The sequence below is a fragment of the Catalinimonas alkaloidigena genome, from assembly GCF_900100765.1.
In the GTDB taxonomy this organism is placed as follows: domain Bacteria; phylum Bacteroidota; class Bacteroidia; order Cytophagales; family Flexibacteraceae; genus Mooreia; species Mooreia alkaloidigena.
The window spans coordinates 203773-227939 of record NZ_FNFO01000002.1; the positions used below are offsets into that span (position 1 = coordinate 203773).

Annotated in this window: 15 protein-coding genes; 12 read left to right on the forward strand and 3 right to left on the reverse strand. The window is 57.7% G+C overall.

Annotated features, from left to right (window positions below; all coding sequences use genetic code 11):
- Positions 1 to 15 precede the first annotated feature (15 nt).
- The 12 genes from BLR44_RS04295 (at position 16) to BLR44_RS04350 (ending at position 19161) form a co-directional block, all read left to right on the forward strand.
- Complete coding sequence (locus tag BLR44_RS04295) at positions 16 to 1872, forward strand: RagB/SusD family nutrient uptake outer membrane protein (RefSeq protein ID WP_089679635.1); 1857 nt, start codon at positions 16 to 18, stop codon at positions 1870 to 1872.
- A gap of 27 nt (positions 1873 to 1899) precedes the next feature.
- Entirely contained in the window at positions 1900 to 2592 is a 693-nt protein-coding gene (locus tag BLR44_RS04300) for a DUF3823 domain-containing protein (protein WP_089679637.1), read from the forward strand.
- Positions 2593 to 2704: 112 nt separating this feature from the next.
- Positions 2705 to 3751: a family 43 glycosylhydrolase gene (locus BLR44_RS04305; protein WP_218127008.1), complete on the forward strand. Its 1047-nt coding sequence runs from the start codon at positions 2705 to 2707 to the stop codon at positions 3749 to 3751.
- 53 nt (positions 3752 to 3804) lie between these two features.
- The gene (locus tag BLR44_RS04310) at positions 3805 to 5649 is read left to right on the forward strand and encodes a glycoside hydrolase family 2 protein (RefSeq protein WP_089680728.1); all 1845 of its coding nucleotides are present in this window, start codon (positions 3805 to 3807) and stop codon (positions 5647 to 5649) included.
- A gap of 191 nt (positions 5650 to 5840) precedes the next feature.
- On the forward strand, positions 5841 to 8297 hold the full coding sequence (locus tag BLR44_RS04315) for a glutaminase family protein (protein WP_089679639.1): 2457 nt from the start codon (positions 5841 to 5843) through the stop codon (positions 8295 to 8297).
- 236 nt (positions 8298 to 8533) lie between these two features.
- A complete protein-coding gene (locus tag BLR44_RS04320) occupies positions 8534 to 10195 on the forward strand; it encodes a GH39 family glycosyl hydrolase (protein WP_245705970.1) in 1662 nt (553 codons plus the stop codon).
- Positions 10196 to 10206: 11 nt separating this feature from the next.
- A complete protein-coding gene (locus tag BLR44_RS04325; protein ID WP_089679641.1) occupies positions 10207 to 10674 on the forward strand; it encodes a hypothetical protein in 468 nt (155 codons plus the stop codon).
- A gap of 305 nt (positions 10675 to 10979) precedes the next feature.
- Positions 10980 to 13025 carry a beta-L-arabinofuranosidase domain-containing protein gene (locus tag BLR44_RS04330; RefSeq protein ID WP_089679643.1) on the forward strand — a complete coding sequence of 682 codons (2046 nt, stop codon included), beginning with the start codon at positions 10980 to 10982 and terminating at the stop codon, positions 13023 to 13025.
- On the forward strand, positions 13022 to 14101 hold the full coding sequence (locus BLR44_RS04335; RefSeq protein WP_089679644.1) for a glycoside hydrolase family 43 protein: 1080 nt from the start codon (positions 13022 to 13024) through the stop codon (positions 14099 to 14101). Before BLR44_RS04330 ends, BLR44_RS04335 begins: the two co-directional genes overlap by 4 nt.
- 199 nt (positions 14102 to 14300) lie before the next feature.
- Positions 14301 to 15425: a cellulase family glycosylhydrolase gene (locus tag BLR44_RS04340; protein WP_089679646.1), complete on the forward strand. Its 1125-nt coding sequence runs from the start codon at positions 14301 to 14303 to the stop codon at positions 15423 to 15425.
- A gap of 520 nt (positions 15426 to 15945) precedes the next feature.
- Positions 15946 to 18069, forward strand: a complete 2124-nt coding sequence (locus BLR44_RS04345) for an SBBP repeat-containing protein (RefSeq protein ID WP_089679648.1) — start codon at positions 15946 to 15948, stop codon at positions 18067 to 18069.
- Positions 18070 to 18273: 204 nt separating this feature from the next.
- On the forward strand, positions 18274 to 19161 hold the full coding sequence (locus BLR44_RS04350) for a murein L,D-transpeptidase catalytic domain family protein (RefSeq protein ID WP_176955893.1): 888 nt from the start codon (positions 18274 to 18276) through the stop codon (positions 19159 to 19161).
- An 86-nt stretch (positions 19162 to 19247) separates the two neighbouring features.
- Here BLR44_RS04350 and BLR44_RS04355 read toward each other — a convergent pair whose 3' ends face one another.
- The 3 genes from BLR44_RS04355 to BLR44_RS04365 all read right to left on the reverse strand — a co-directional run bounded on the left by BLR44_RS04355 (position 19248) and on the right by BLR44_RS04365 (position 24063).
- Positions 19248 to 20573, reverse strand: a complete 1326-nt coding sequence (locus BLR44_RS04355; RefSeq protein WP_143017105.1) for an MORN repeat-containing protein — start codon at positions 20571 to 20573, stop codon at positions 19248 to 19250.
- A 38-nt stretch (positions 20574 to 20611) separates the two neighbouring features.
- Positions 20612 to 23611 carry a glycosyltransferase family 117 protein gene (locus tag BLR44_RS04360; RefSeq protein WP_089679655.1) on the reverse strand — a complete coding sequence of 1000 codons (3000 nt, stop codon included), beginning with the start codon at positions 23609 to 23611 and terminating at the stop codon, positions 20612 to 20614.
- A gap of 242 nt (positions 23612 to 23853) precedes the next feature.
- Complete coding sequence (locus tag BLR44_RS04365) at positions 23854 to 24063, reverse strand: DUF3098 domain-containing protein (RefSeq protein ID WP_089679657.1); 210 nt, start codon at positions 24061 to 24063, stop codon at positions 23854 to 23856.
- Positions 24064 to 24167 lie beyond the last annotated feature (104 nt).

Here is a 24167-nt window from a genome sequence, read left to right on the forward strand (position 1 = left end):
GAAGCGAAATCCACCATGAAACGATATACCCTGACCTTACTCGCGTTCCTGGCCGTCACCACGGCCTGCAACGACGAAGACTTCCTGAACCGGGAGCCGACCAACATCCTGCTGAACGACCAGATTTTCGAGGACGAGCGCCTGGTGGTATCGGTCCTGGCCGACCTCTACGACCGCTACCCCGACCTGCAGAGCGTCAGCTCCTGGTGGGAGTTTGTGAACTACGACGACGCCTTCGGCTCGTTTGTGGCCGACTACTGGCGCGACCAGCACCTCGACTTCGACTACAACTGGTGGAACTACTGGGACTACGCCTACATTCGCGAGATCAACCTGTTCATCGAACGGTGCGATGCTTCGACTGGCCTCAGCGACGAAGCCAAAGAGCGGTTTCTGGGCGAAGGACGTTTCTTGCGGGCGGCCATCTACTTCGAACTGACGAAGCGCATGGGCGGCGTGCCGCTCATCACCGAGTCGATGGTGTACGACTTCAGTGGCGACCCCAGCTACCTGCAATTTCCCCGGGCGAAAGAGCACGAGGTGTACGACTTTGTGATCAGTGAACTGGAAGCCGTCAAGGACGTGCTGCCCGACGACCCGAGCATCAAATCCCGCGCTACCCGGGGGCTGGCGCTGGCGCTCGAAGCCCGCGCCGCCCTCTACGCCGGTTCCATCGCCAAGTACGGACAGACCACCCCGCAAGTCGCGCTGCCGGGCGAAGAAGTGGGCATTCCGGCCTCCCGCGCACAGGAGTACTACGAGATCGCCCTCCGTTCGGCCGAAGCGGTCAGCGGCTACTCGCTCTACCAGAAGGACGCGAACCTCTCGCAGAACTTCACCAACCTGTTTCTGGACAAGAGCAACCCGGAGGTGATTTTTGTAGAAGACTACAAGCTGAAAAGCGGCAAAACGCACGACTTTACGGTGCTGAACCAGCCGCTGTCCCTGTCGGAAGAAGGCGCTAACCTGGGCGGCCGGTTCAATCCTTCGCTGAATCTGGTGCAGTCGTTCGAGTTACTCGACAACACGTACGCACCCTTCGCCACGACCGACGCCGGGGGCAATCCGATCTACTACGACAACCAGGAGGACATTTTCCAGGGACGCGACGCCCGCCTGGCAGGAACCGTGATCTATCCGGGCGGCACCTTCCGGGGCGAGAAAGTCGACATCTGGGCCGGGTTGCTGCTGAGCAACGGCACCAAAGTAACGGCCGACGCACCGGGTGCCCTCCGGGATGTGGAAGGAACGCAGGTGAAGGTGGTTGGCGACGACGGACCGATCAACAACTACGAGGGCACTGCCCAGACCGGCTTCCTGATCCGCAAGTTTCTGGACCCCACGCCCGGCGCGGGGCAGATCGGGACGCAGAGCGCGGTCTGGTGGATCAGGTTCCGCTACGCAGAGGTCCTTCTCAACGCCGCCGAAGCCGCCTTTGAATTGGGGCAGGCAGACAAAGCGGTCGGGTACCTGAATCAGGTACGTGCCCGCGCCGGCCTCACCACGCCGCTGACAGCCGCCGACATGACGTTCGACCGCATCGTGCACGAGCGGCAGGTCGAGCTGGCCTTCGAAGATCACCGCCTGTGGGATTTGCGGCGCTGGCGACTGGCCCACAAAGTATGGGACGGCTCGACCCAGCTACCCGACGACATCGGCAAAGCCGACGAGCCCAGTGCGATGGTGTACGGCCTGTGGCCTTACAAAGTCTACAACCCCGGCGGCTCGAACGATGGCAAGTGGGTGTACGAAGTGGTGAAACCCGATCCGGTGCGCAGCGCCCACCGGTTCCGCCTCGGGAACTACTACTCGAGCATCGACAACAACATCATCAACAACAACCCGAAAATTGTCCGGAACCCCAATCAGTAGGTCCATCACCCTTCAACGCTACACACCATGACTCATAAATACATCGCCGCGGCCGGCGTAGCCCTCAGTTTTCTGCTGGGGTCCTGCGCGTACGACAACTACGAAGCGCCCGACGCCGCCCTCACCGGCCGAATCGTCTACCAGGGCGATCCCATCGCGGTCGAGTTCAACCAGGTGCAGTTCGATCTGTACGAACCCGGCTGGCAGAAAAACACGCCGATTACCGTGACGGTCGACCAAGACGGCTCGTTCTCGGCGCTGTTGTTCAACGCGCCTTACAAGCTGGTGTTCCGGCCGGGGCAAGGGCCGTTCATGACCCTGGCTGACACCACGCAGGTCAGCGTCAGCGGCAACACCACCTTCGATCTGGAGGTGATGCCCTACTACATGGTCCGTAACGCCCAGTTTTCGGCCCCGTCCAGCACCACCGTTTCGGCGTCGTGCAGTCTGGAGAAAATCGTGACTGATGCCAATGCGAAAGACGTGGAGCGCGTCACGCTCTATGTTTCGAAGACGTACTTCGTCGGTGGCGGCAACCACATTGCGGCCGTGGACCTGGGCGGTGGCGACATCACCGATCCGGGCAACATCAGCCTCAGTGCCGAGGTGCCGGGGATGGTGCCGGTCCAGAACTACGTATTTGCGCGCATCGGCCTCAAGCTCGTCAACGTCGAAGACATGATCTTTTCACCCATCCAGAAAGTGCAGTTGGGCGAATAAAGCCAGTAGTGCTAGTAGTTGTTTTCTTCATTTTTGGTAGGTTGTTTGAACGAAGCGCCTCATGCCTTTCCATGGGGCGCTTCTACTCCTGTACAACCTGACCCGTTTTTGTATGATGCACCCGTACCGTCTTCTGATTTTGCTGGCCTGGGCAGCCTTCGGCGGACTTTCAACCACGCAGGCCCAACCCGCCCGTCCGGCCCTTCGGCAGGCACCCGCTCCGCTGTTTCGCGACCCGATTTACGACGGCGCGGCCGATCCGGTGCTGATCTGGAACCGCGAAGAACAAGCGTGGTGGATGCTCTACACCGCCCGCCGCGCCAACCAGGACGGCCCCGGCGTTTCCTACTGTTTCGGGACCGATATCGGCATTGCGTCGTCGGCTGATGAGGGACAAACCTGGACGTACCGGGGCAGCCTCGACCTGGAGTTCGAGCGGGGGCGCAATACCTTCTGGGCGCCCGACGTCGTCTACCACAACGGCACCTACCACCTGTTTGTCGCCTACCTGCCGGGCGTGCGCAGCGAATGGGGCGGCGTGGCGCACATCGTCCAGTACACCAGCCCGAACCTCTGGGACTGGACGTACAAAGGACCCCTGCACCTGTCGTCCGACAACGTGATCGACGCCACCCTGATGCAAATGCCCGACCAGCAATGGCACATCTGGTACAAAGACCAGGGCAACGGCAGCATTACCATGACCGCCACCAGCCCGGACCTGGAACACTGGCAGGTGGCTGACGGACCGGCCATCGGCGGCGGATCGCACGAGGGACCGAAGGCATTTCGCTTTCAGGGATGGTATTGGATGCTGACCGACGAATGGAAAGGCATGCGCGTGTACCGCTCGAAAGACGCGAAAACGTGGGAGAAACAGGGACTGATTCTGGATGGGCCCAGCGACCGACCGGAAGATACGCCCAGCGGCGCGCACGGCGACGTAGTGGTGCTGGGCGACCGGGCCTACGTGTTCTACTTCACCCATCCCGGCCGAAAAACTCATTTCGAAGGCGAACGAAACGCCGACAACGTCTATCCTTATACCAAACGCCGGTCGAGCATCCAGGTGGCACCCCTGACCCTCGAAAACGGCACGCTGGTAAGCGACCGCAGCCGCCCTTTCGATTTCTGGCTGTCTGATCCCACACGTCCATGAAACTTCCCATTAAGCTTCGAGAAGCGAACTAACCTAACATGCAACCTTTTCCTATGCGTACCTATCTTTCCTTGTTACTCCTTCTTTTGCCGCTCGTGACCGTGCGTGCCCAGACTACCTGGCAACCGGCGGGCGACAAGATCAAAACCGAATGGGCCGGGCAGGTCGATCCGGCGCAGCCGCTGCCCGATTACCCCCGGCCGCAACTGACGCGCGACACCTGGCAGAACCTGAACGGCCTGTGGGACTACGCCATCCAGGCGAAAGAGGCCCCCCAGCCGACCGCCTACCAGGGGAAAATTCTGGTACCCTTCGCGGTGGAATCGGCGCTGTCGGGCGTCGGCAAAACGGTCGGAAAGGACCAGGCGCTGTGGTACCACACCATGGTCAGTGTGCCCGCCAAACTCCGTCGAAACAAAGTGCTCCTACACTTCGGGGCGGTCGATTGGGAAACGGAAGTGTGGGTGAACGGTCAGTCGGCCGGGACGCACCGGGGCGGTTACGATCCCTTTTCGTTCGACATCACGGCGCTTTTGAAAAAGGGCAGTGCACAGGAAATCACCGTGCGCGTGTGGGACCCGACCGACGAAGGTCCGCAGCCCCGCGGCAAGCAGGTGAAGAACCCCGAAGGCATCTGGTACACGCCCGTGACGGGCATCTGGCAGACCGTCTGGCTGGAGGCCGTACCGCCGACCTACGTTCAGCATCTGAAAACAGTACCCAACGTGCAGAACGGGAGCGTGGCCGTAGCTGCAACATTGCAGGGCGCACAGAAGGGCGATCAGCTCCGCGTGCGGGTAACAGAAGGTAAGACCAGGTTAGCAGAACAAACCGGCGACGCGTCCGGAGAAATCGCAGTTACCATTCCCGATCCGCAACTGTGGTCGCCCGAAAATCCCCGTTTGTACGACCTAGAAGTGGCTGTGCTTCGCAACGGAAAGGTGCTGGATCAGGTGAAGAGCTACACCGCAATGCGCAGCATCGAGATGAAGCCCGACGCGGACGGCATCCAGCGGATGATGCTGAACGGCAAGTTTGTGTTCCAGTTTGGCCCGCTCGACCAGGGCTGGTGGCCCGACGGCCTCTACACCGCTCCGACCGATGCGGCCCTGAAATTCGACATCGAAAAGACCAAAGAGATGGGCTTTAACATGATCCGCAAGCACGTGAAAGTGGAGCCCGCCCGCTGGTATTACTACTGCGATCAGATGGGCATGCTGGTGTGGCAGGACATGCCGAGCGGCGACCTGGGCGCGCGCTGGGGCAACCATCCTGGCATCGAGGGCGAAGGCCACGACATGGACCGTTCGGCCGAGTCGGAACACATCTACCGCACCGAATGGGAGGCGATCATGGACGCCCTGCAACCCTTTCCGAGCATCGTCGTGTGGGTGCCCTTCAACGAAGCGTGGGGGCAATTCAAAACTCAGGAAATTACGGAGTGGACGATGAAGAAAGATCCGTCGCGACTGGTCAACAGCGCCAGCGGCGGCAACTTCCATCCCGTCGGGCACATCATCGACCTGCACCATTATCCGTCGCCTGCCATGCCGCGCCACGACCTGTTCGGCAACGATCAGATTCTGGTGCTGGGCGAATACGGCGGGCTGGGCCTACCACTGGAAGGACACACCTGGCAGCAGAAAGACAACTGGGGCTACCGTAGCTTCCCGAACGCCGACGAGCTGTTTACGCAGTATTCGTCCTTCGTCGACGAGCTGCAGAACCTGATCAAACGGGGGCTCTCGGCTGCCGTCTACACCCAAACGACCGACGTGGAAGTGGAGGTGAATGGCCTGATGACCTACGACCGGAAGGTGATCAAAGTACCGGAAGCCAAACTGAAACAGGTCCACGAAAAGCTCTACGATACTTCGCTGGTGCAACTGCGACCGTAACACGCTTGATGCCAGAACGGCCTCCAGTCGTCGGACGGTTGGAAGGCGATCTGTAACTCCGTCCGACGGCTAGTGCCTCTGCGCAAGCGCGAAGCAGTCGTCGGAAGGCTGCGCAACCTTTCAAGTTCCAGCCCTCCGACGCCAACCTGCCATCTGGGGTTGCCTAATGTTTGTACTTACACTTACGAATCTTGAAAAAAATTTTCTTCCTTCTCCTGTGCGCCTGCGCCACGTTTTCGGTCGGGGCGCAACCCCTGCGGCCCCCCGCGTACCCGCTCATCACCCACGATCCGTACTTCAGCCTCTGGTCGTTTACCGATGGCATCAACACGTCCTCCACGAAGCACTGGACCGGGCAGGACCAAGCAATGCTGGGTTTTCTGCGGGTCGACGGACAGACATACCAGTTTCTGGGCACCGGCCCGACGCAGGTAGAAGTCGTGCTGCCCACGGCCGCGACCGAAGCCTACGACGTGCCATATACGTACGAACAACCCTCCGCCGGGTGGGAACAACCGAAGTTCAAAACAAAGGGCTGGCAGACCGGGCCTGCGCCGTTTGGCGATGGGGCGGGCAGCAACACGATGAAGCCGCGTTCGCAGTACGATCAGGAGATCTGGTACCGCCGGGAGTTCACCTTACAGGACACCGATTTTGAAAACCTGCAACTGTACATCAGCCACGACGATCAGGTCGAGGTGTTCCTCAACGGCGTGAAGGCGTTCGAGAATCCGGATTTTGTCCTGAATTATGCCCAGCGTCCGCTGACGGAGGCCGCCAAGAAAACGCTGAAGAAAGGCAAGAACCTCTTGGCCGTGCACTGCACCAACGCGCGGGGAGGTGCCTACATTGACGCCGGACTGATCGACGAACACCAGCTGGCCCAAGTCACCGCTGCGACCCAGCAATCGGTACGGGTCAGTGCGACCCAGACCGTTTACCAACTGTCGGCCGGGAAAGCCGACGTGACCGTAACGTTCACCTCGCCGCTCCTGCTGGACCAACTGGAGGTGGCGGCCCGTCCGGCGTCGTACGTGACGTTCGACGTGCAAGCCAACGACGGGGCGGCCCACGCCGTGCAGTTGCTGTTCGGCTTTTCGGGTACGTTGAGCACCAACCAGCCCTATCAGGAAGTCGCGTTTCAGCAGGAAAACCACAATGGCCTGTTGGTACAATCGGTCGGCACAACGAGTCAGAACGTGTTGGAAACGAAGGGCGACGACGTGCGCATCGACTGGGGCTATGCCTACCTGGCCGCTCCGCAGAAAAAGCATGTAACGGCGACCACCCATTCGTTGACGGACATGATGGTTTTTGCCAACGGCAAGGCGATGCCTGCGCCCAAAACGGCAGCGGTACCCGCGACCGAAAGCTTTGTGGGCGTCACGATGGACCTGGGGCAGGTGCGGCAGAAAACCACGGAGCACGTGTTGATGGCGTACGACGACCTGTATTCCGTGCATTACTTTGGCAAGAACCTGCGTCCGTGGTGGCGGCGCGATGGGAAAGCCACGGCCACCTCGATGATTGCCGCCGCCGAAAACGACTACGCCCGGCTGATGAAGGAGTGCACGGCGTTTGATCGGCAACTCTACCAGGAAGCCCAGGCGGCAGGAGGGAAGGAATACGCGGACCTTTGTGCCCTGGCATACCGGCAGGCAGTGGCCGCGCACAAGATCGTGGCCAATACCGACGGTAGCCTGTTCTTCTTCTCCAAAGAAAACTTCTCGAACGGTTCCATCGGCACAGTGGACGTGACCTACCCGTCGGCCCCGCTGTTCATCCGTTATAATCCGGAATTGATGAAAGGGATGCTGCGCTTTATCTTCGACTACTCCGAGACGGGGCGCTGGACCAAACCGTTCGCCGCGCACGACGTGGGCACGTATCCACAGGCAACCGGACAGACCTACGGCGAAGACATGCCGGTGGAAGAGACGGGGAACATGCTGATCCTGACCGCCGCCATCGCCGCAAAAGAAAAGGATGCGGCGTTTGCCGAAGAACACTGGGAGACGCTGACAACCTGGGCCGGCTTCCTCGAAAAAGAAGGGTTCGATCCGGCCAACCAGTTGAGCACCGACGATTTCGCCGGTCACCTCGCACGCAACGCTAACCTGTCCATCAAGGCCATCATGGGCCTGGCCTCCTACGGGAAACTGGCCGGGATGCTCGGCAAAGCGGACGTGGAAACCAAATACACCACCCTGGCGAAACAGATGGCACAAAAGTGGGTGCAGATGGCCAAAGACAAGGACCATTACGTGTTGGCGTTCGGCTCGCCCGGCACCTGGAGCCAGAAGTACAACCTGGTGTGGGACAAACTGATGGGCCTCGACATTTTCCCGCCGGAAGTGCATCAGACCGAGCTCGCCTACTACCAAACGAAACAGGAGCCGTATGGCCTGCCGCTTGATAGCCGCAAGACCTACACGAAGTCGGACTGGATTCTCTGGACCGCTACCTTGGCCGATTCTCCGGAAGAGTTCAAGGCACTGGTGCACCCGGTCTGGAAGTTCGCCAATGAAACGCCTGACCGCATTCCGCTGAGCGACTGGCACGAAACGACCAACGCCCGATCGGTCGGTTTCCGGGCCCGTTCGGTAGTCGGGGGGTATTTTATTAAGTTGCTGGAAAAGAGGCTTTAACCTTCTCTCCACCATCACTCATGCCATCCACTATCCGCTTTGACCTTCTATCTCTAGCTTACCGCAAGCTTGTAGCTTGTGGTCAAAATGTTGTAAGTCTACGCGGCCCGGCCTTTCAGCTTACGCACGTTGGAAAACCGGGCCGCGCAGGCGTGCAAAAAAGTATACCACAATCCTGCGCGGCCCGGCTATCAAGCTTGCGGCAGAAAGTAATTTGTTGTTTTTGGTTAGTTCTCTTGCCTGTAGCATTGTACGCCCAACCTGCCGATACGGTACGGATTCAGGTTGATCTGACAAAAGAAGTGGGACCGATGCGGCCAGTGTGGGCGTGGTTCGGCTACGACGAGCCCAACTACACCTACATGAAAGACGGGCGGAAGTTGCTGTCGGAAATCGCGGCACTGAGTCCGGTGACCGTCCAGGTGCGGGCGCACAACCTCCTGACGACCGGCGATGGCGAAGCCGCCCTGAAGTGGGGCTCGACCAATGCCTATACGGAAGACAAGCGCGGCCGTCCCGTCTACGACTGGACGCTGGTCGACAGCATTTTCGATACGTACCTGGAGCGGGGGATGCGGCCGTTTGCGCAAATCGGGTTTATGCCGGAGGCGCTCTCGACAAAGCCTCAGCCGTACCGCCACCATTTTACACCCGATCAGAAATACGGTACGATCTTTACCGGCTGGGCCTATCCGCCGAAAAGCTACAAGAAATGGGCGAAGCTGGTCCATGCGTGGGTGCAGCACTGCATGGAACGCTACGGCGAGGAGGAAGTGCTGCAATGGTACTGGGAGCTCTGGAACGAGCCCAACATCGACTACTGGATGGGCACGACGGAAGAGTACATCAAGCTGTACGACTATACCGCTGATGCCGTGAAACGCGCCCTGCCGAACGCGCGCATCGGAGGACCGGAAGTGACCGGGCCGGGCTGGGACAAATCGGCCGATTTCCTGCGCACGTTTCTGGAACATTGCGCCCGGGGCAAAAACTATGCGACCGGGGAAACCGGCGCGCCGCTCGACTTCATCACCTTCCATGCCAAGGGAGCGCCCAAGATTGTGGAAGACGCCAGCGGCAAAGGCTACGTGCAGATGAACCTGGGGCAGCAGCTTCGCGACATCGACAAAGGGTTCGAGATTGTGGCTTCCTTTCCCGAATGGAAAGACCTGCCCATCATCATCGGCGAGTCGGACCCGGAAGGATGCGCGGCCTGTTCGGTCGAGTTCAATCCGCAGAACGCCTACCGCAACGGGACGATGTATTCGAGCTACACGGCGGCCGCGTTCGCTCGGAAATACGCGCTGGCCGATCATTACGGCGTGAACTTCGAAGGGGCGGTGACCTGGGCGTTCGAGTTCGAAAATCAGCCCTGGTTTGCCGGCTTCCGCGACCTGGCGACCAACGGCGTCGACAAGCCGGTCCTGAACGTCTTCCGCATGTACGGCCTCATGGCGGGGCAGCGTGTGCAGGTCGGCGGTGACCTGGCCTACGACGCGATGGCCGTGCGCGACTCCAGCATCCGTGAGGCGGACGACATCAACGCCTTGGCCGCGAAAGACGAGCGGACCGCCACGGTCATGGTCTGGAATTACCACGACGACAACCTGCCCGCGCCCGACGCCCCGGTCACCGTGGAAATAACGGGCCTACCCGGAGGGAACCTCCTGATGGAACACTACCGCATCGATCAGGAACACAGCAATGCCTACACGCTCTGGCAGGCGATGGGCTCGCCGCAAAACCCCGCCCCCGAACAGATCACGGAACTGGAAGCCGCCGGACAGTTAACGTTGTTGACATCACCGGAATGGGTCAAGGCGAAAGACGGAAAAGTCTCAGTCAAGATGCAGTTGCCTCGGCAAGGTGTGTCCCTGTTGCGCTTTTCGTGGAAGTGAAAACGGGAAGTTTGGAATTCGGAGACTATAAAAGACGTGTGGTTTGGATAGCGGTTGGCTATATGCAACAAAAAATGAGAAATACTTGGATTGCCATCGGGATTTTATCAATAGGAGGATGTGTGAATGGAAGACCAAAAATTGAATGTACTGACTTGAATAATTTTTCATCCGATACCTCTATCTATGTAGAGGCAAAAGGATACAAAGGGTTCATCTTTCCAGCTTCTTATAAACCGCCGTTTCAAGTTTCTCAAAACAGATTTACTCCAGATCAAGCTCATATAAGAAGAGCCGAAGGAATTCTTGCTTCATCGGATAAGAAGTACAGAGTTAGTTACAGAAGGCAGTACATAGGGAGTGTCAATACACAATTAGATTCGATAATCATTGTAAGATTGATGAAGTACGGCTTCAAAGAAGAGTGCTTTGATAAATTTATGGAGATTAGGTTTGATGGTAAATATGGAAAAAATTAGCTATTCAAAATGATTAATTTGAGGGAAAGAAAAGTAGAAGATATTTGAGCTTCAACTTTTGATACTGATCACCTGTGGCGTTGAATTTTTACCGCTCACTGCGCTTAATTTAGCCATTCTAGCTTCAGATTATATCTGAAGCTGATAGACACAGGGAAGCTTGTAGCTTCCTGAATAAAATAAAATTACGCAGGAAGCTACAAGCTTCCCTGTGTACATGATTTCAGGCCTAGCCTGAAACCAGTGGTAATACAATAATCATCTGTCTTTATCAACCAACCAATTGACATCCGATATCCCAACCCATGAACTATAAAGCCCTCCTCTCGGGAGCCGCCGCTTTCTCCCTCACTGCTTTCACGCTCAATCTACCCGCTCCGGCCGAAACGGAGGCGTATGTGCCGCCGGTCTACGGGGAAGTGCCGCTGGGAAGCATCCGGCCGGAGGGATGGCTGCGCGACCAACTGGTGATCATGCGGAACGGGACGACGGGCCACCTCGATGAAGTGTACGGGAAGGTGAAGGACGACAACGGCTGGCTGGGCGGCAAAGGCGACGGCTGGGAAGAGACGCCCTACTGGCTGGACGGCGCGGTGCCGCTGGCGTATCTGCTGGACGACAAGGAGTTGCAGCAAAAGGTGAAAAAATACATCGACTGGACGATCGACCACCAACGGCCTTCCGGTTACTTCGGGCCGATCACCCCGGCGGAGCGGGAGCGGGGGGCGGAAATCACCGTGGCGAACTGTGACGCGGGAGAGGACTGGTGGCCCAAGATGGTGATGCTGAAGGTGATTCAGCAATACTATACCGCCACAGAGGACAAGCGCGTGATCCCGTTTATGCAGCACTATTTCGACTACCAGTTGCAGTCGCTGAAGGCGTGTCCGATCGGGAAGTGGACAGAGTGGGCGCAGTCGCGTGGAGCCGACAACGTGATGATGGCGCAGTGGCTCTACGGCCTCACGAAAGAGCCGAAGCTGCTCGAACTGGCCGCACTGATTGAGTCGCAGTCGTTTGCATGGAGCGAGTGGCTGGGCAGTCGCGACTGGGTGATTGCAGCGGCGGCCAACCAGACCGACGAAAACTGGATGCACCGCCACGCCGTGAACGTAGGCATGGCGCTGAAATCTCCGGCGGTGAATTACCAGCGGACCGGCGACCAGAAGTTTTTAAAAGACATCGAGACGGGATTTCAGGACCTGATGACGTTGCACGGCCTGCCGATGGGCGTCTTTTCCGGCGACGAAGATTTGCACGGCAACGAGCCGACGCAGGGCACCGAACTGTGTGCCATCGTAGAGTCGATGTTTTCGCTAGAGCAGATCATCGGCATCACGGGCGACGTGCACTACATGGACGCGCTGGAGCGGATGACCTTCAACGCCCTGCCGCCCCAAACCACTGACGATTACAACGCGAAGCAATACTTTCAGGTGGCGAATCAGGTGCAGATCAGCCGGGGCGTCTTCGACTTTTCGCTGCCCTTCAACCGGGAAATGAACAACGTGCTGGGGATGCGCAGCGGCTACACGTGCTGCCTCGCCAACATGCACCAGGGCTGGACCAAGTACGCGCAGCACCTCTGGTACACCACGGCCGACGGCGGACTGGCCGCATTGGAATACGGTCCGAACGAACTGACCCTTAAGATGGGTACGTCACAGACGCCGGTGACCATCAAAGAAACCACGAATTATCCGTTCGAAGACCAGATTCAGTTTGAGGTAGTAACCAAAAAGGCCGTACAGTTTCCGTTGCAGTTGCGCATTCCGGGGTGGTGTGACGAGGCCGTCATTTCGATCAACGGGCAAGAGGCGCGTCGGGAACCGGGTGGCCAGGTGATCACCCTCGACCGGACCTGGAAGAAAGGAGATCGCGTCACGCTGCAACTGCCTATGCCGGTTCGTACGTCGAACTGGGCGAAAAATTCCCGAGCGGTAGAGCGGGGTCCGCTGGTCTACGCCCTGAAACTTCAGGAGCGCTGGGAAAAAGGGCACGACGAAAAAGAAGGTGACTACTTCAGCGTCTTCCCCGAAGGGGACTGGAACTACGGCTTACTCCGAAAGGTCGTGGAACAGCCGCAGGCAAATCTGGACGTGACGGTGAAGCCCATGCCCCAATCATTCGTCTGGAACCTGGCCCATGCGCCTGTCGAGATCACGGCTCCGGCGAAGAAAATTCCGGGCTGGCAGGCCGTCAATGGCGTTGCGCACCAACCCGTCACCGAGCGGGAAGGCATCTACAAAGGCAAAGTAGCCGCTGAAACAGAAGACATTACGCTGGTGCCCTACGGCTGCACGAAAGTCCGGATCGTGGCGTTTCCGGTCGTCCCCAACGAATCACGATGAAAAAACTTCTTCTCTGTCTTGGGCTTGCCGCCACGGCGGCTGGCTGTCAGGAACCGGCCACGACCGATCAACCCGATGTGGATACGACGGCAACCGCTACGTTTACCAATCCGCTGTTGCCGTCCGGGGCCGATCCGTGGAGCATTTACCACGAGGGCTATTATTATTATACCCATACGACGGGCCGGAACGTGACCCTCTGGAAGACAAGTTCGCTGACTGCGCTCGAAAAGGCCCCCTCCAAAGTGGTCTGGACTCCGCCCGAGGGAGAAGCCTACTCGAAAGAGGTGTGGGCACCGGAAATCCATTTTCTCAACGGAGCGTGGTACATCTACGTCGCGGCCGACGACGGACACAACCGGAATCACCGCATGTGGGTCCTGGAAAACCCGTCGGCCGATCCGCTGGAGGGAGAATTTCGCCTCAAAGGGCAGTTGAAAACGCCTGACGACCGCTGGGCCATCGACGGCTCGGTGTTCGAGCACCGGGGGCAGATGTACTTCGTCTGGTCCGGGTGGGAAGGCGACGAAAATGGCGAACAGGATTTGTACCTCGCGAAGCTCGCTAACCCCTGGACGGTGGAAGGGGAGCGGGTGCGCATCTCCCGCCCCACGTACGACTGGGAAACCCACGGCACCATTCCGAATCCGGGACCGGACGACAAGCCCGAAGTTCTGGTGAACGAAGGCCCGCAACCGCTGCTGCACGGCGACAGGGTGTTCGTGATTTTCTCAGCGAGCGGGTGCTGGACCGAATACTACGCCCTGGGCATGCTTTCGGCCAACGCGGATGCCGACCTGATGGACCCCGCTTCCTGGCACAAGCACGAGGAGCCGGTGTTTCGGGCCGAAAATCAAAACGGCACGTATGCAGCCGGTCACAACTCCTTCTTTACGTCACCTGATGGCACCGAAAACTGGATTCTCTACCACGCCAATCCGGAGGCAGGGCAGGGGTGTGGTGGGCATCGGTCGCCCCGGATGCAGCCCTTTACCTGGACTGCCGACGGACTGCCCGATTTCGGCACCCCCGTATCTTTGGACGAAAAACTGCCCATCCCTTCGGGAGAAGAATAACCTCTTCCTTGTCATAAGAACCTCTATTTTGTCATTTCGACCTACGGGAGAAATCTAGTAACATCAAAGCCAGAAGATCTCTCCTAACGTCGAGCCGGGTCGCCGGGCGATGACCGAATAAAGCGGATGACAATTGAAGAGAAACAAGGAAAAAAGAACCCAACTTATCAATCAAGACCTTTAACTATCCCCAATTTATATGAGACTTACTTCGTACCTATTGAGCGCTACTCTGCTGACCGCCGCCTGTACGTCGACGACGACCGACTCCGACGCCGATTCCACGGCGGCCGATACTTCGGCGATGGCAACAAAGGCAGCTGCGCCGGGGGAACGCTGGACCGCCGAGCGGGCCAACCAGTGGTACCAGGAAAAGGGCTGGCAGGTCGGCTGTGACTTCATTCCCAGCACGGCCATCAACCAGCTGGAAATGTGGCAGGCCGAGACGTTCGATCCGGAAACCATCGACCGGGAGCTGGGCTACGCCGAATCCATCGGGTTCAACTCCGTGCGCGTCTACCTGCACCACCTCGCCTGGGAAATCGACAAGGCCGGCTTCAAAGACCGCATGACGCAGTACCTCGACCTTGCCGACCAACACGGCATCTCCACCATGTTCTGCATTCTGGACGACGTGTGGAGCCCCACGTATGCCGCGGGCAAGCAACCCGACCCCAAGCCCGGCACGCACAATTCCGGCTGGATTCAGGACCCCGGTCAGTTGATTCACGACGATTCGGCGGCGACCACGGCCCTGCTCGAAACCTACGTGAAAGACATCCTGACCACCTTCAAAGACGACGACCGCGTGTTGCTTTGGGATCTGTACAACGAGCCGGGCAACTCGGGCTGGGCAAACCGGAGCATGCCGCTGTTGGAAAAAATGTTTCAGTGGGGACGTGAGGTGAACCCGTCGCAGCCGCTGTCGGCCGGGGTCTGGAACCTGGACCTGAAAGACCTGAACGAGTACCAGAAGGCCCATTCCGACGTGATCACCTATCACAACTACGGCGACAAGGCCGACCACGAAAAATGGATTGCCGACCTCAAGCCGCTGGGCCGCCCGATGCTCTGCACCGAATACATGGCCCGCACGCGCAACAGCACGTTTGCCGACATCCTGCCCATGCTGAAAGAAGAAAACATCAGTGCCTACAACTGGGGACTGGTCAACGGCAAAACCAACACGATCTACGCCTGGAACACCCCCATCGCCGACGGCTCGGAGCCGGACGTCTGGTTCCACGACATTTTCCGGAAAGACGGCACGCCCTATAGTCAGGAAGAAGCCGCACTGATCAAGCAAGTGACAAGCCAACCCTAACAGAGCTGATTTGCGTGGGAGCCGGTCTGCAAAGACCGGCTTTTTTATGGGAAGCTAGAGAAAGAAGCTAACGTGCTGACAATTAGTGTGGTTGTGTGAAAATAAAGTGCGGGAGCGCTTGCGTCGTGCCCCCGAAAGCGCTACCTTGGTTCTGGTAATTTTTGTCGGAAAACTAGACTTAATTGGAGTCTCACGCTTTCCCTGTTACAAATGCCTTTTCTTTTTGTGTTCTCTTCGTTTACGCCGCAGGTACGCAGCGTGCGCAAACAGAAGACTTGCATGAATCTGCAACCCGGCCCTGGGTGCGAATGCTCAGGTTAGTACCCTTGGAGGCGCACCGCCCTGCGGTTACCTCTAGCGACGCGCTTTTTCTCACCCGCTCTCTTCCGATTACGCAAAGGGTTGGGTAAGCATCGCGCTACAAAATCGTCGTGCCTGCACGATGCCTGAGTAGTACGCTCGGCGTGCGCCAGTGCCCTTATATCTTTTTTTGCTTCTCTCAAAACTCTTCTTTCCTCCTATGAAAAAGCTTTTCTCCTTCGCCCTCTTCCTGGTGATGAACGCCGCCATGTGCGGGTCGCTCCTTGCCCAGCCCTCCCTCGTGTGGGAACGAATCTATGCGGAACAATTTGTCCTCATCGGCCTTAAAACTGCCTCTATCGAAGACATCGCCGTCGATGGAGACGGTAATACGTATGCTGTGGGATACATCCCCCACCAAATCGAACCTGGCAAGCCGAGTTTTGGGGCTGGTAATGTGGATATGCTCATCATCAAACTGGCGCCCGACGGAACCGAATTGTGGAAACGCTACTATAACGGTTCCGTTCAGTACAGCATTGATGAAGCGTACGCTCTGGTCCTGGACGAGCAACATGGCTACCTCTACGTTACCGGTGTCAGTGACCAAACGCCCGACTACTACGATGACCACACGGGCAGTGGCGGAAACCTGACGACCCTCAAATACACGACCGGTGGTACGCTGGTGTGGGAACAACATTACGTCGGACCTGGCTACCAGGATATAGGCACCCATATCGACCTGGACGGCATGGGCAATGTGTACGTTGCCGGGAGCAGTCGGACCGACAGCCTGGACGAGTATGGGGAGCGTAACGACCTTGTCATCCTCAAGTACGCGCCCAATGGGACCGAGCTATGGACGCAATCCTATAACGGCATGCCTGATGTATATAGCCAGATGCCTAGCGACCGTCCGGAGGGGCTTGCCGTTGATGAGGCCGGTAACGTGCATGTGACGGGCATTTTAGACTACAGATCTGTTTCGGATTCGGCCGTCACCTTGAAGTACGATACGTACGGGAACAAACGCTGGGAATACCAGGGCGGGGGAGACGACATCGCCCTGGACATGACGGGTAACATCTGGATCGCAGGCTTTGGAGTGACCAAGCTGGCGTCTGATGGAACAGAACGCTGGAGCAACCCTGGGCCCGTAACTGCCTTCGTACTCGGTGAAAACGGACAAAGCTATAAGTCGTATGCCACAAGAACCACGATCGAACTGATTAAGTACGATACCGACGGCAATACGGTATGGACAGAAACGTATGCGCCAGAGATTGAGACGGATGAGTTTGGCAATTTCAGCATCGCGGTGTACGACGTAACACTCGATGAAGACGGGAATGTCTACATCCTGGGGAGTAAGTCGGACCCCACGACCCAGAACGATCTCCTGATTCTTTCCTTCGAGGCGGACGGCACCTTCCGCTGGGAGAAAACCTACCTGAGTACATTTGAACGAGACGATGAAGAGACAGAAGGCTCTGACGAGCGAGGTCATGACATTATAGTGGATCATGATGGAAATATTTTCATCACCGGCAAGAGCGAAGAAGGTGACGGTGACATCTATAACGCCCTGGTGCTGAAGTACAGCCAGGACGGGACGCCCCCACCCGCCGCGCAGTCGTTCTGGCTGGAGGCCGAATGTGCCCAGGTGGGCAGTGCCTGGACCATTCAGTCGGGGAGCACCCAGGCCTCCAACGGCGCTTTTGTGGTCAGACGAGGGGGGTATGGCTATCAACCCAACGGGGGCACCCCTTCGTACGTGAGTTTTCCTTACACAGTCGTCACGGCCGATACGTTCTACTTTTATGCCCGCGTGCGAGGCCTGACGAGCAACAGCAACTCCTTCTGGGTGAGCAATGGTAATGAGTGGACCCTGTGGAATGGGCTACCCTACGGCGAGACCTACGAGTGGAGCATGCTTCCGCTATCGGGAGCCGAACTGATGCCTGGCAATTATACCTTGTTCTTTGCGTTCCGGGAGCCCAACACCCAACTGGACAAAGTGTACATCACGACCGAACCGGGCCTACCGACGGGCTTTGGTGAAGCGGCCGGCAGGTGTGCGCCCGACGGCGCGCGCGCCCCCCTACCCGCTGCCGCGCTACTGGAGGTGGCGCCGCTTCAGGTTTATCCCAATCCGGTGCGGGAGCAACTGACGGTCGAATCGGCGGGTCCGACGCACGTGCGGCTCTACAACGTACTGGGGGTGGAGGTGCTCTCTCGTCGGGTTGAAGGACGGGTGCAGCTTTCGGTGGCGCACTTGCCGGCCGGGATCTACATGCTGCACGTCGAGGGCCAGCCTGCCCAACGCCTCCTGAAGCAGTAAGTTCTGGGCCCCGGCTCCCCGGTCACCTGACGGGAGAGCCGGGGTTGATGATAGCACGCTAACTGGGTAGTGAAGAACAAACTTATGTGCAACGGATTCCGTTAAAAACGTCGTCATCTCGCCGTGGCTGGTCCGGCCATCTATCAGTAACACCAAAAGAAGGGTCTGACCCGGGCCTCAGACCGCACCTCACCTCCTATGCGCATGCGTTTCTGGCTTTTGTGGCTTGTGCCTTTCTGTTATTCGGCCTGCACGCAGGAGCGGCAGGAGACTCCTGAAGAGACGGCCGCCCGTTTGGAAAGCCAAATGGAAGACTTTTTTCACAACTCGCTTTCGGAAGAAGAACTGGCCGAGATGGACACCCACGAACTGGACTCGCTCACGATGGAGGCGACCACCAAAGGAGGTTTGCTCGACCGTGTGACGCTGGAGGATTCGTTGCGAACGCTCTACGAAGCGTTGCAACTGGAGAAGCTGAAGCTGGACTACAAAGTATTCCGCTACGGAGCCATAGGCTTCTGGGGATTGCAACAGGAAGGACGTTTGAGCGATCGGCCGTTGCTGTCGATCATCGACTTTACCAAATCCAGTTGCGAGAAACGGTTCTACACCCTCGATCTGGAAACGAAAAAGGTACTCTTCTACACGTACGTCAGCCACGGCCGCAACACCGGAGGCGACAAAGCCGAGAAATTCGGGAATGCGGTCAATTCCAATTTGAGTAGTCTGGGCTTTTATGTGACCGGCGAGACCTACACGGGCAGCAAAGGCTATTCGATGCGGCTGGACGGCACGGAAAAGGGCATCAACGACAACCTGCGGCGGCGGGGCGTGGTCGTCCACAACGCCGATTACGTCAGCGAAGACTGGATCAAGAAGTACGGTCGTCTGGGTCGGAGCCAGGGCTGTCCGGCGCTGCCCAAGGGCATCTACCGGGAGGTGATCGAAGCGATCAAAGACCGCACCGCCATTTTCGCGTATTTCAAGGACGATACCTATCTGGCGGCATCCCGCTACCTGAAACTCGATGAGTTGATGGCTCGGTTCGACGAGGCGAAGGAAGGGGAAGAGTACCTGGACGCAGATGAATAGGATATAGGGAAACCGTATGATGACTGACTACAGACACTGTATCTGGCACAGTACAATTTTTAAGGAACACCAGACTCAATGCATTTCTAATGGGAGTGAGTGAGTATGCGTTGAATCCATGCAATAAATTCAGTGGGGTCAACGATACTCCATGAATGAGGGTGTCTCGATCCGTCAAGTCGATAACCTTTTCCAAAAGAGTTGATGAACTCGGCTTCTTGATTGCCAAGGCTGTTGAGCAAGCGGATCATAGCGGATTGGTCTAGTGCATTCATCCCGTACAAATCCGTATTTCGGTTATCTAGCCACCAAGTCACGTCGACATCGTTATAAATTCTGACAGGAAGGTCAGCGAGGTAGGCAGCGTTCCCGCCATCTTTTTGAGCGTGTGAAAAAGTAGAAAAGTAAATGTAGTTCTCCTTATTTGTTTCGGGGGGTCCTCCAATGTACTTATTAAACTCGTTCAACGCGTACGTGGGTTCAGCTTTGTTGGGGCTTCGTTCCAACGCCACTTCAAAGGTATGGTACATACGCGCTAAGTCAGTAGGTCCGTCAACACTAAAGGCAGCTAGGGGGATAACGGTGGTTTTGCTTCGGTCCTGAACGGACAATTCAGTGTAGCGTAAACTGAAAAGTCCACCCATAGAAAATCCACCGATGATCCATTTGTCTTTTGGTACGCTATAATTCCGAATAGCGTCTTCGAACGCTAAATTTATAAAACGTAGCACCTCGTCGTTTAGCGTCAATCGCTGGTTGAGCGATAGTGAGATCACAGCGAGATGGTGATCAAATGCGTTTTGACAAAGCTCTTTTGTGCTGCTCAGCGTGTATTCAACTCTATCCCCGGTGCCCGGAAGTAAAACAATCACTCCCTCCACGGTCCCTTCCGGGATAAGTGAATAATAAAATAACTCGTTCTGGTTGCGATCGTTGGTGTATAAAGCTGTGCTATCGGTTGACGAAACCACATTTCTTTTGAGAGCCCGTAAGTACTTCTCTTCCAAGTCTAAAATTTCACCATCATAAAAGTTGCCTTCGAGTTTTTTTGTGCTGTCCGGAAACAGCACCCTGCCTTTGCCATTTAACACGCCATTGACAAAATTCCCTTCCCATCGGAACCCGTTAGGCGAAGAGAATTTTCCTGCACCGTTCGGACTGCCGTTCGCCACATTGCCTTGGTAGGTAGCAACTTCTTTGTTGCTTATAAAATAAGTTAGCGTGCCGATTCCATGGGCCATTTTGTTTTTACATGCTCCGTCCCAGCGTATGGTTAGGCTATCCAACGGAAAAAAGTTTTGTGCAACAACAAGACATCCCGTCTTCGTGTCTGGTATGTAAGGTTCGGTGTTGGATTGCCCGAATGAAGTGAGGCTGAGAGACAAGGAAAGGAGGGGGAGTAACTTTCTCATTCTTGGTTAAACGTTCTGAATCACCAATGTCGCATAGATTAGCGCCGCGCCAGCGACGCGTACCGCTCCAGCAGTTGCCGGTAGCGTTCGGCCTGGGTGGCGTCGCCGTGCTGCTGGTAGGCCAGCGCCAGTTGCTGGAGGATGTAAAGCGGCAATTGCGGATTGATCGCATCGGTGTCCGGATGGCGCTCCTGATACGCCAGTTCTTCCTCGGCCCGGCGGCTCATGGTGGTGGCGATGTGGGTGGCCCGCTCCCCTTCACCAACGTTCAAGAGTGGGGCGACCAATTGCACCGAATAAAAATCGTAGGGAAGGGCCGCGTCGGGCATCACCTCCAGGCAGCGCACCATGGCCTCGCGCGCTTGTTCCGTTTTTCCTTCCTGCAGAAGCTGGGTCGCCAGCCGCTGGAAATTTCCCCGCTGAATCAGGGCATTGCGCCGGTATTCGCTGTCGTAGTTGCGGGTGGCGTCGTCCAGGTTTCGCCAGAAAAAATGGTGCATCATCCGGTCGTACATGATGTCAGCGGCGACGTGACCTTCGCTGGACGCACCCGGTACGGGGTCCAGGGCGATGCGCGGTGAGGCCGTGCCGGGCACCAGCCGGTACGCCCCGCCTTCCAGTTGCAGATAATCCCACAGGTTCAGGTAATTCTCGCGCGCCATGCTGGCCGAAAAGTAAATCGGGCGTTGCCAGTGGTTGGTGGCGATCATGTCGAGCACCAGCAGATCGGCTTTGGTCAGGTGGTTCTGCGTGAGTTGAATCTCCAGTTGGGGGGCAATGTCGGCCGAAGCGGGCAACGTACCGGAGCTGACGACTTCGTCGCGATTTACCGCCAGCCGGAGGGTCTTGGTAGGCAGCACGTTCGCCGTGCCTCCGCCCTGCAACCCGACCTGAATGGCGGGGTGTTCTTCTTTCACCAGCTTGAGGTACTGTTCCAGATCGACGCCGTTTTTCGCCTGCGGATGGGCGACGTAGGGAAGGTAATCGTTTGTGCCCCGCTGGAACTGGTCGGGCGTAAAGGAAATCGGGAGCGGGGCCGATTGGTACGCCCGCTCTTTCATCTGGTTCGCGTACCAATCGACGTCGAGCAGACTCAGGTGACAGACGCGCACGTCGGTCCGGAAGCCTTCCACCGACTGCACGTACCACAGCGGATAGGTGTCGTTGTCGCCACCCGTAAACAGGATGGCATGGGGCGCGCAGGAGTTTAATAGGTTCCGCGCCGAATCGACCGAGTAGTACCGTCCGGCGCGGTTGTGATCGTCCCAGTTCTCGGCCAGCAGTACCAGTGGCACTAGCAGCCCTACCGCTCCGGCGACGCCCGCCCGTAGGGTAGCGCGGGGCAGCCAGCGTTGGATCAGCTGCGCCAGCGCGATCACCCCCAGCCCGATCCAGATCGCGAAGGCGTAGAACGACCCGGCAAAGGCGTAGTCGCGCTCGCGCGGTTCCACTGGCGGTTGGTTCAGGTAGACGATCACCGCCACGCCCGTAAAGAAAAACAGGAGGGTGACCACCCAGGCATCGTGGGCACGGCGGCGGAAGTGAAACCACAGGCCCAGCAATCCCAGCAACAGCGGTAGCGCGAAATACTGATTCCGGGCGCGGTCGTGTGCCAGTGTCTCCGGCAAATCCAGCCCCCATTCCCACGGCCACAGTGACGCCGCGTGCTGTTCGCCGCCTGCCCGCCCGGCAAAATTCCAGAGGAAATAGCGCCCATACATGTGCCCCAGCTGGTACCGGAAGAAAAATTGCAGGTTATCGCCCGTCCGGAAGCGGCGTTGCGACAGGTCCTGTCCCGTCGGAATTCCGAAAAACTGGCGATAGGCACTGGCGTGTCGACTTTCGGTGCTGGCCAGCCGGGGGAACCAGCGCATATGGCTCGGGTCCCAGACCAGCTCGGTGCGGTAATCCTGAATCTCGTACCTTTCTTTTCTCTTCGCGTAGACGGGCGCACCACGTTCCTGCCGCAGGAGAGGTGCATTGAAATCGGGGCCTTTCAGCAGCGGCCGTTCACCGTATTGCTCGCGCTTTAGGTAGGAGATGAAGGGCAGCAGATCGTCGGGGGCGCTCATGTTGATGGGCGGATGGTAATGGGCGCGGATGAGCGTGATGCCGTAGGAGCCGTATCCAATCAGGATAAACACCACGGCCAGCAGTGTGGTATGCACCCAAATCTTCCGGTGCCGCTGCGCCCACACAAGTCCCCACACCAACCCGACCAGCACAACGAGCGCGACCACCAGCACGCCCGAGTAGAACGGCAGCCGCAAGGAATTGACAAAAAAGAGTTCGACCTGCGCGGCCAGGCTGGGCAGGCCGGTCATGATGCCCGACAACACTGCGACGAGGATCAGGCAGGCCGCACCCAACGTCAGCAGCACACCCATGCGGGTCGGAGTGAATTTTTTGAAGTAGTAGACGAACGCCAGGGCCGGAATGGCCAGCAGGTTCAGCAGGTGTACGCCAAGCGAAAGTCCGATGGCGTAGGCGATCAGCAGGAGCCAGCGGTCCGCACCGGGCTGGTCGGCCTTCGTTTCCCAGCGCAGCATCGCCCAGAACACAAAGGCCGTAAAGCACGACGACAGCGCGTACACTTCCGCCTCCACCGCCGAAAACCAGAACGAATCCGTAAAGGCGAACGCCAGGCTCCCCACCACCCCGCTGCCGATCAGCAGCAGGTCTTTCGCGCGTCCTTCCGGCTGCGTCGCCAACAGCTTCCGCGCCAGCAGCACAATCGATTCGTATAAGAAAAAGACGGTCAGTCCGCTCGCCATTGCCGACAAGACGTTGACCCAGAACGCCACCCGCGTCACGTCACCCAGGGCCAGCAGTGAAAACATCCGTCCTAACAGCAGGAAAAAAGGCGCTCCCGGCGGATGCGGCACCTGCAACTTGTACGCACAGGCGATAAACTCCCCGCAGTCCCAGAACGAGGCCGTCGGTTCCAGGGAGAGCAGGTACACCCCTGTGGACAGCAGCAGCACGCCCCAGCCGGAAAGAGCAACGAGGTGGCGTGTCACGAAAGTGGAAAGGTTCATATCAGAGGTTGAAAGTTGCAGGTCGAAGGTGGCAGGCCACAGCCGATTCGAAGGGCAGAGGCGAGTCACGGGTTATAAGCACACCATTTTGTCATTTCGAACAGCGTGAGAACTCCTCCGAGTTTTGGAACGAGATCTCTGACGATGGTCAAGTCGGGTCGCCGGGGCCCCCTTGGCAACGGGCGATGACAGAAGAGGGTCGCTTATTATTCATTCAGTGATTCTATCATCCACTCAATCACTCATTTCTTTTTCACCATAATCGCGAAGAACTCCACCACGAAGCCCGCCAAGACCAAGAGTGGTCCCAGCGTCAGGCCCAGGAAGCCAAAGCCATAGGGTTCCGGGTCGAGCGTCATTACGACGTAGCCGATGATCAGCAGCGCCAGCCCCAGGAAGAGGAGTTGGTAATTGCGGCGCCCGAATACGAACGAAGTGGGATCTTTTTTCACACCAGCAAAGCTAGGAGGAGCAGTTGCGTGCGTGGGTGAACGAAACGTTAACGTCCGTTAATGAAATGTTAAAAACAACGCCGCCGCAGAGAGACTCCGCGGCG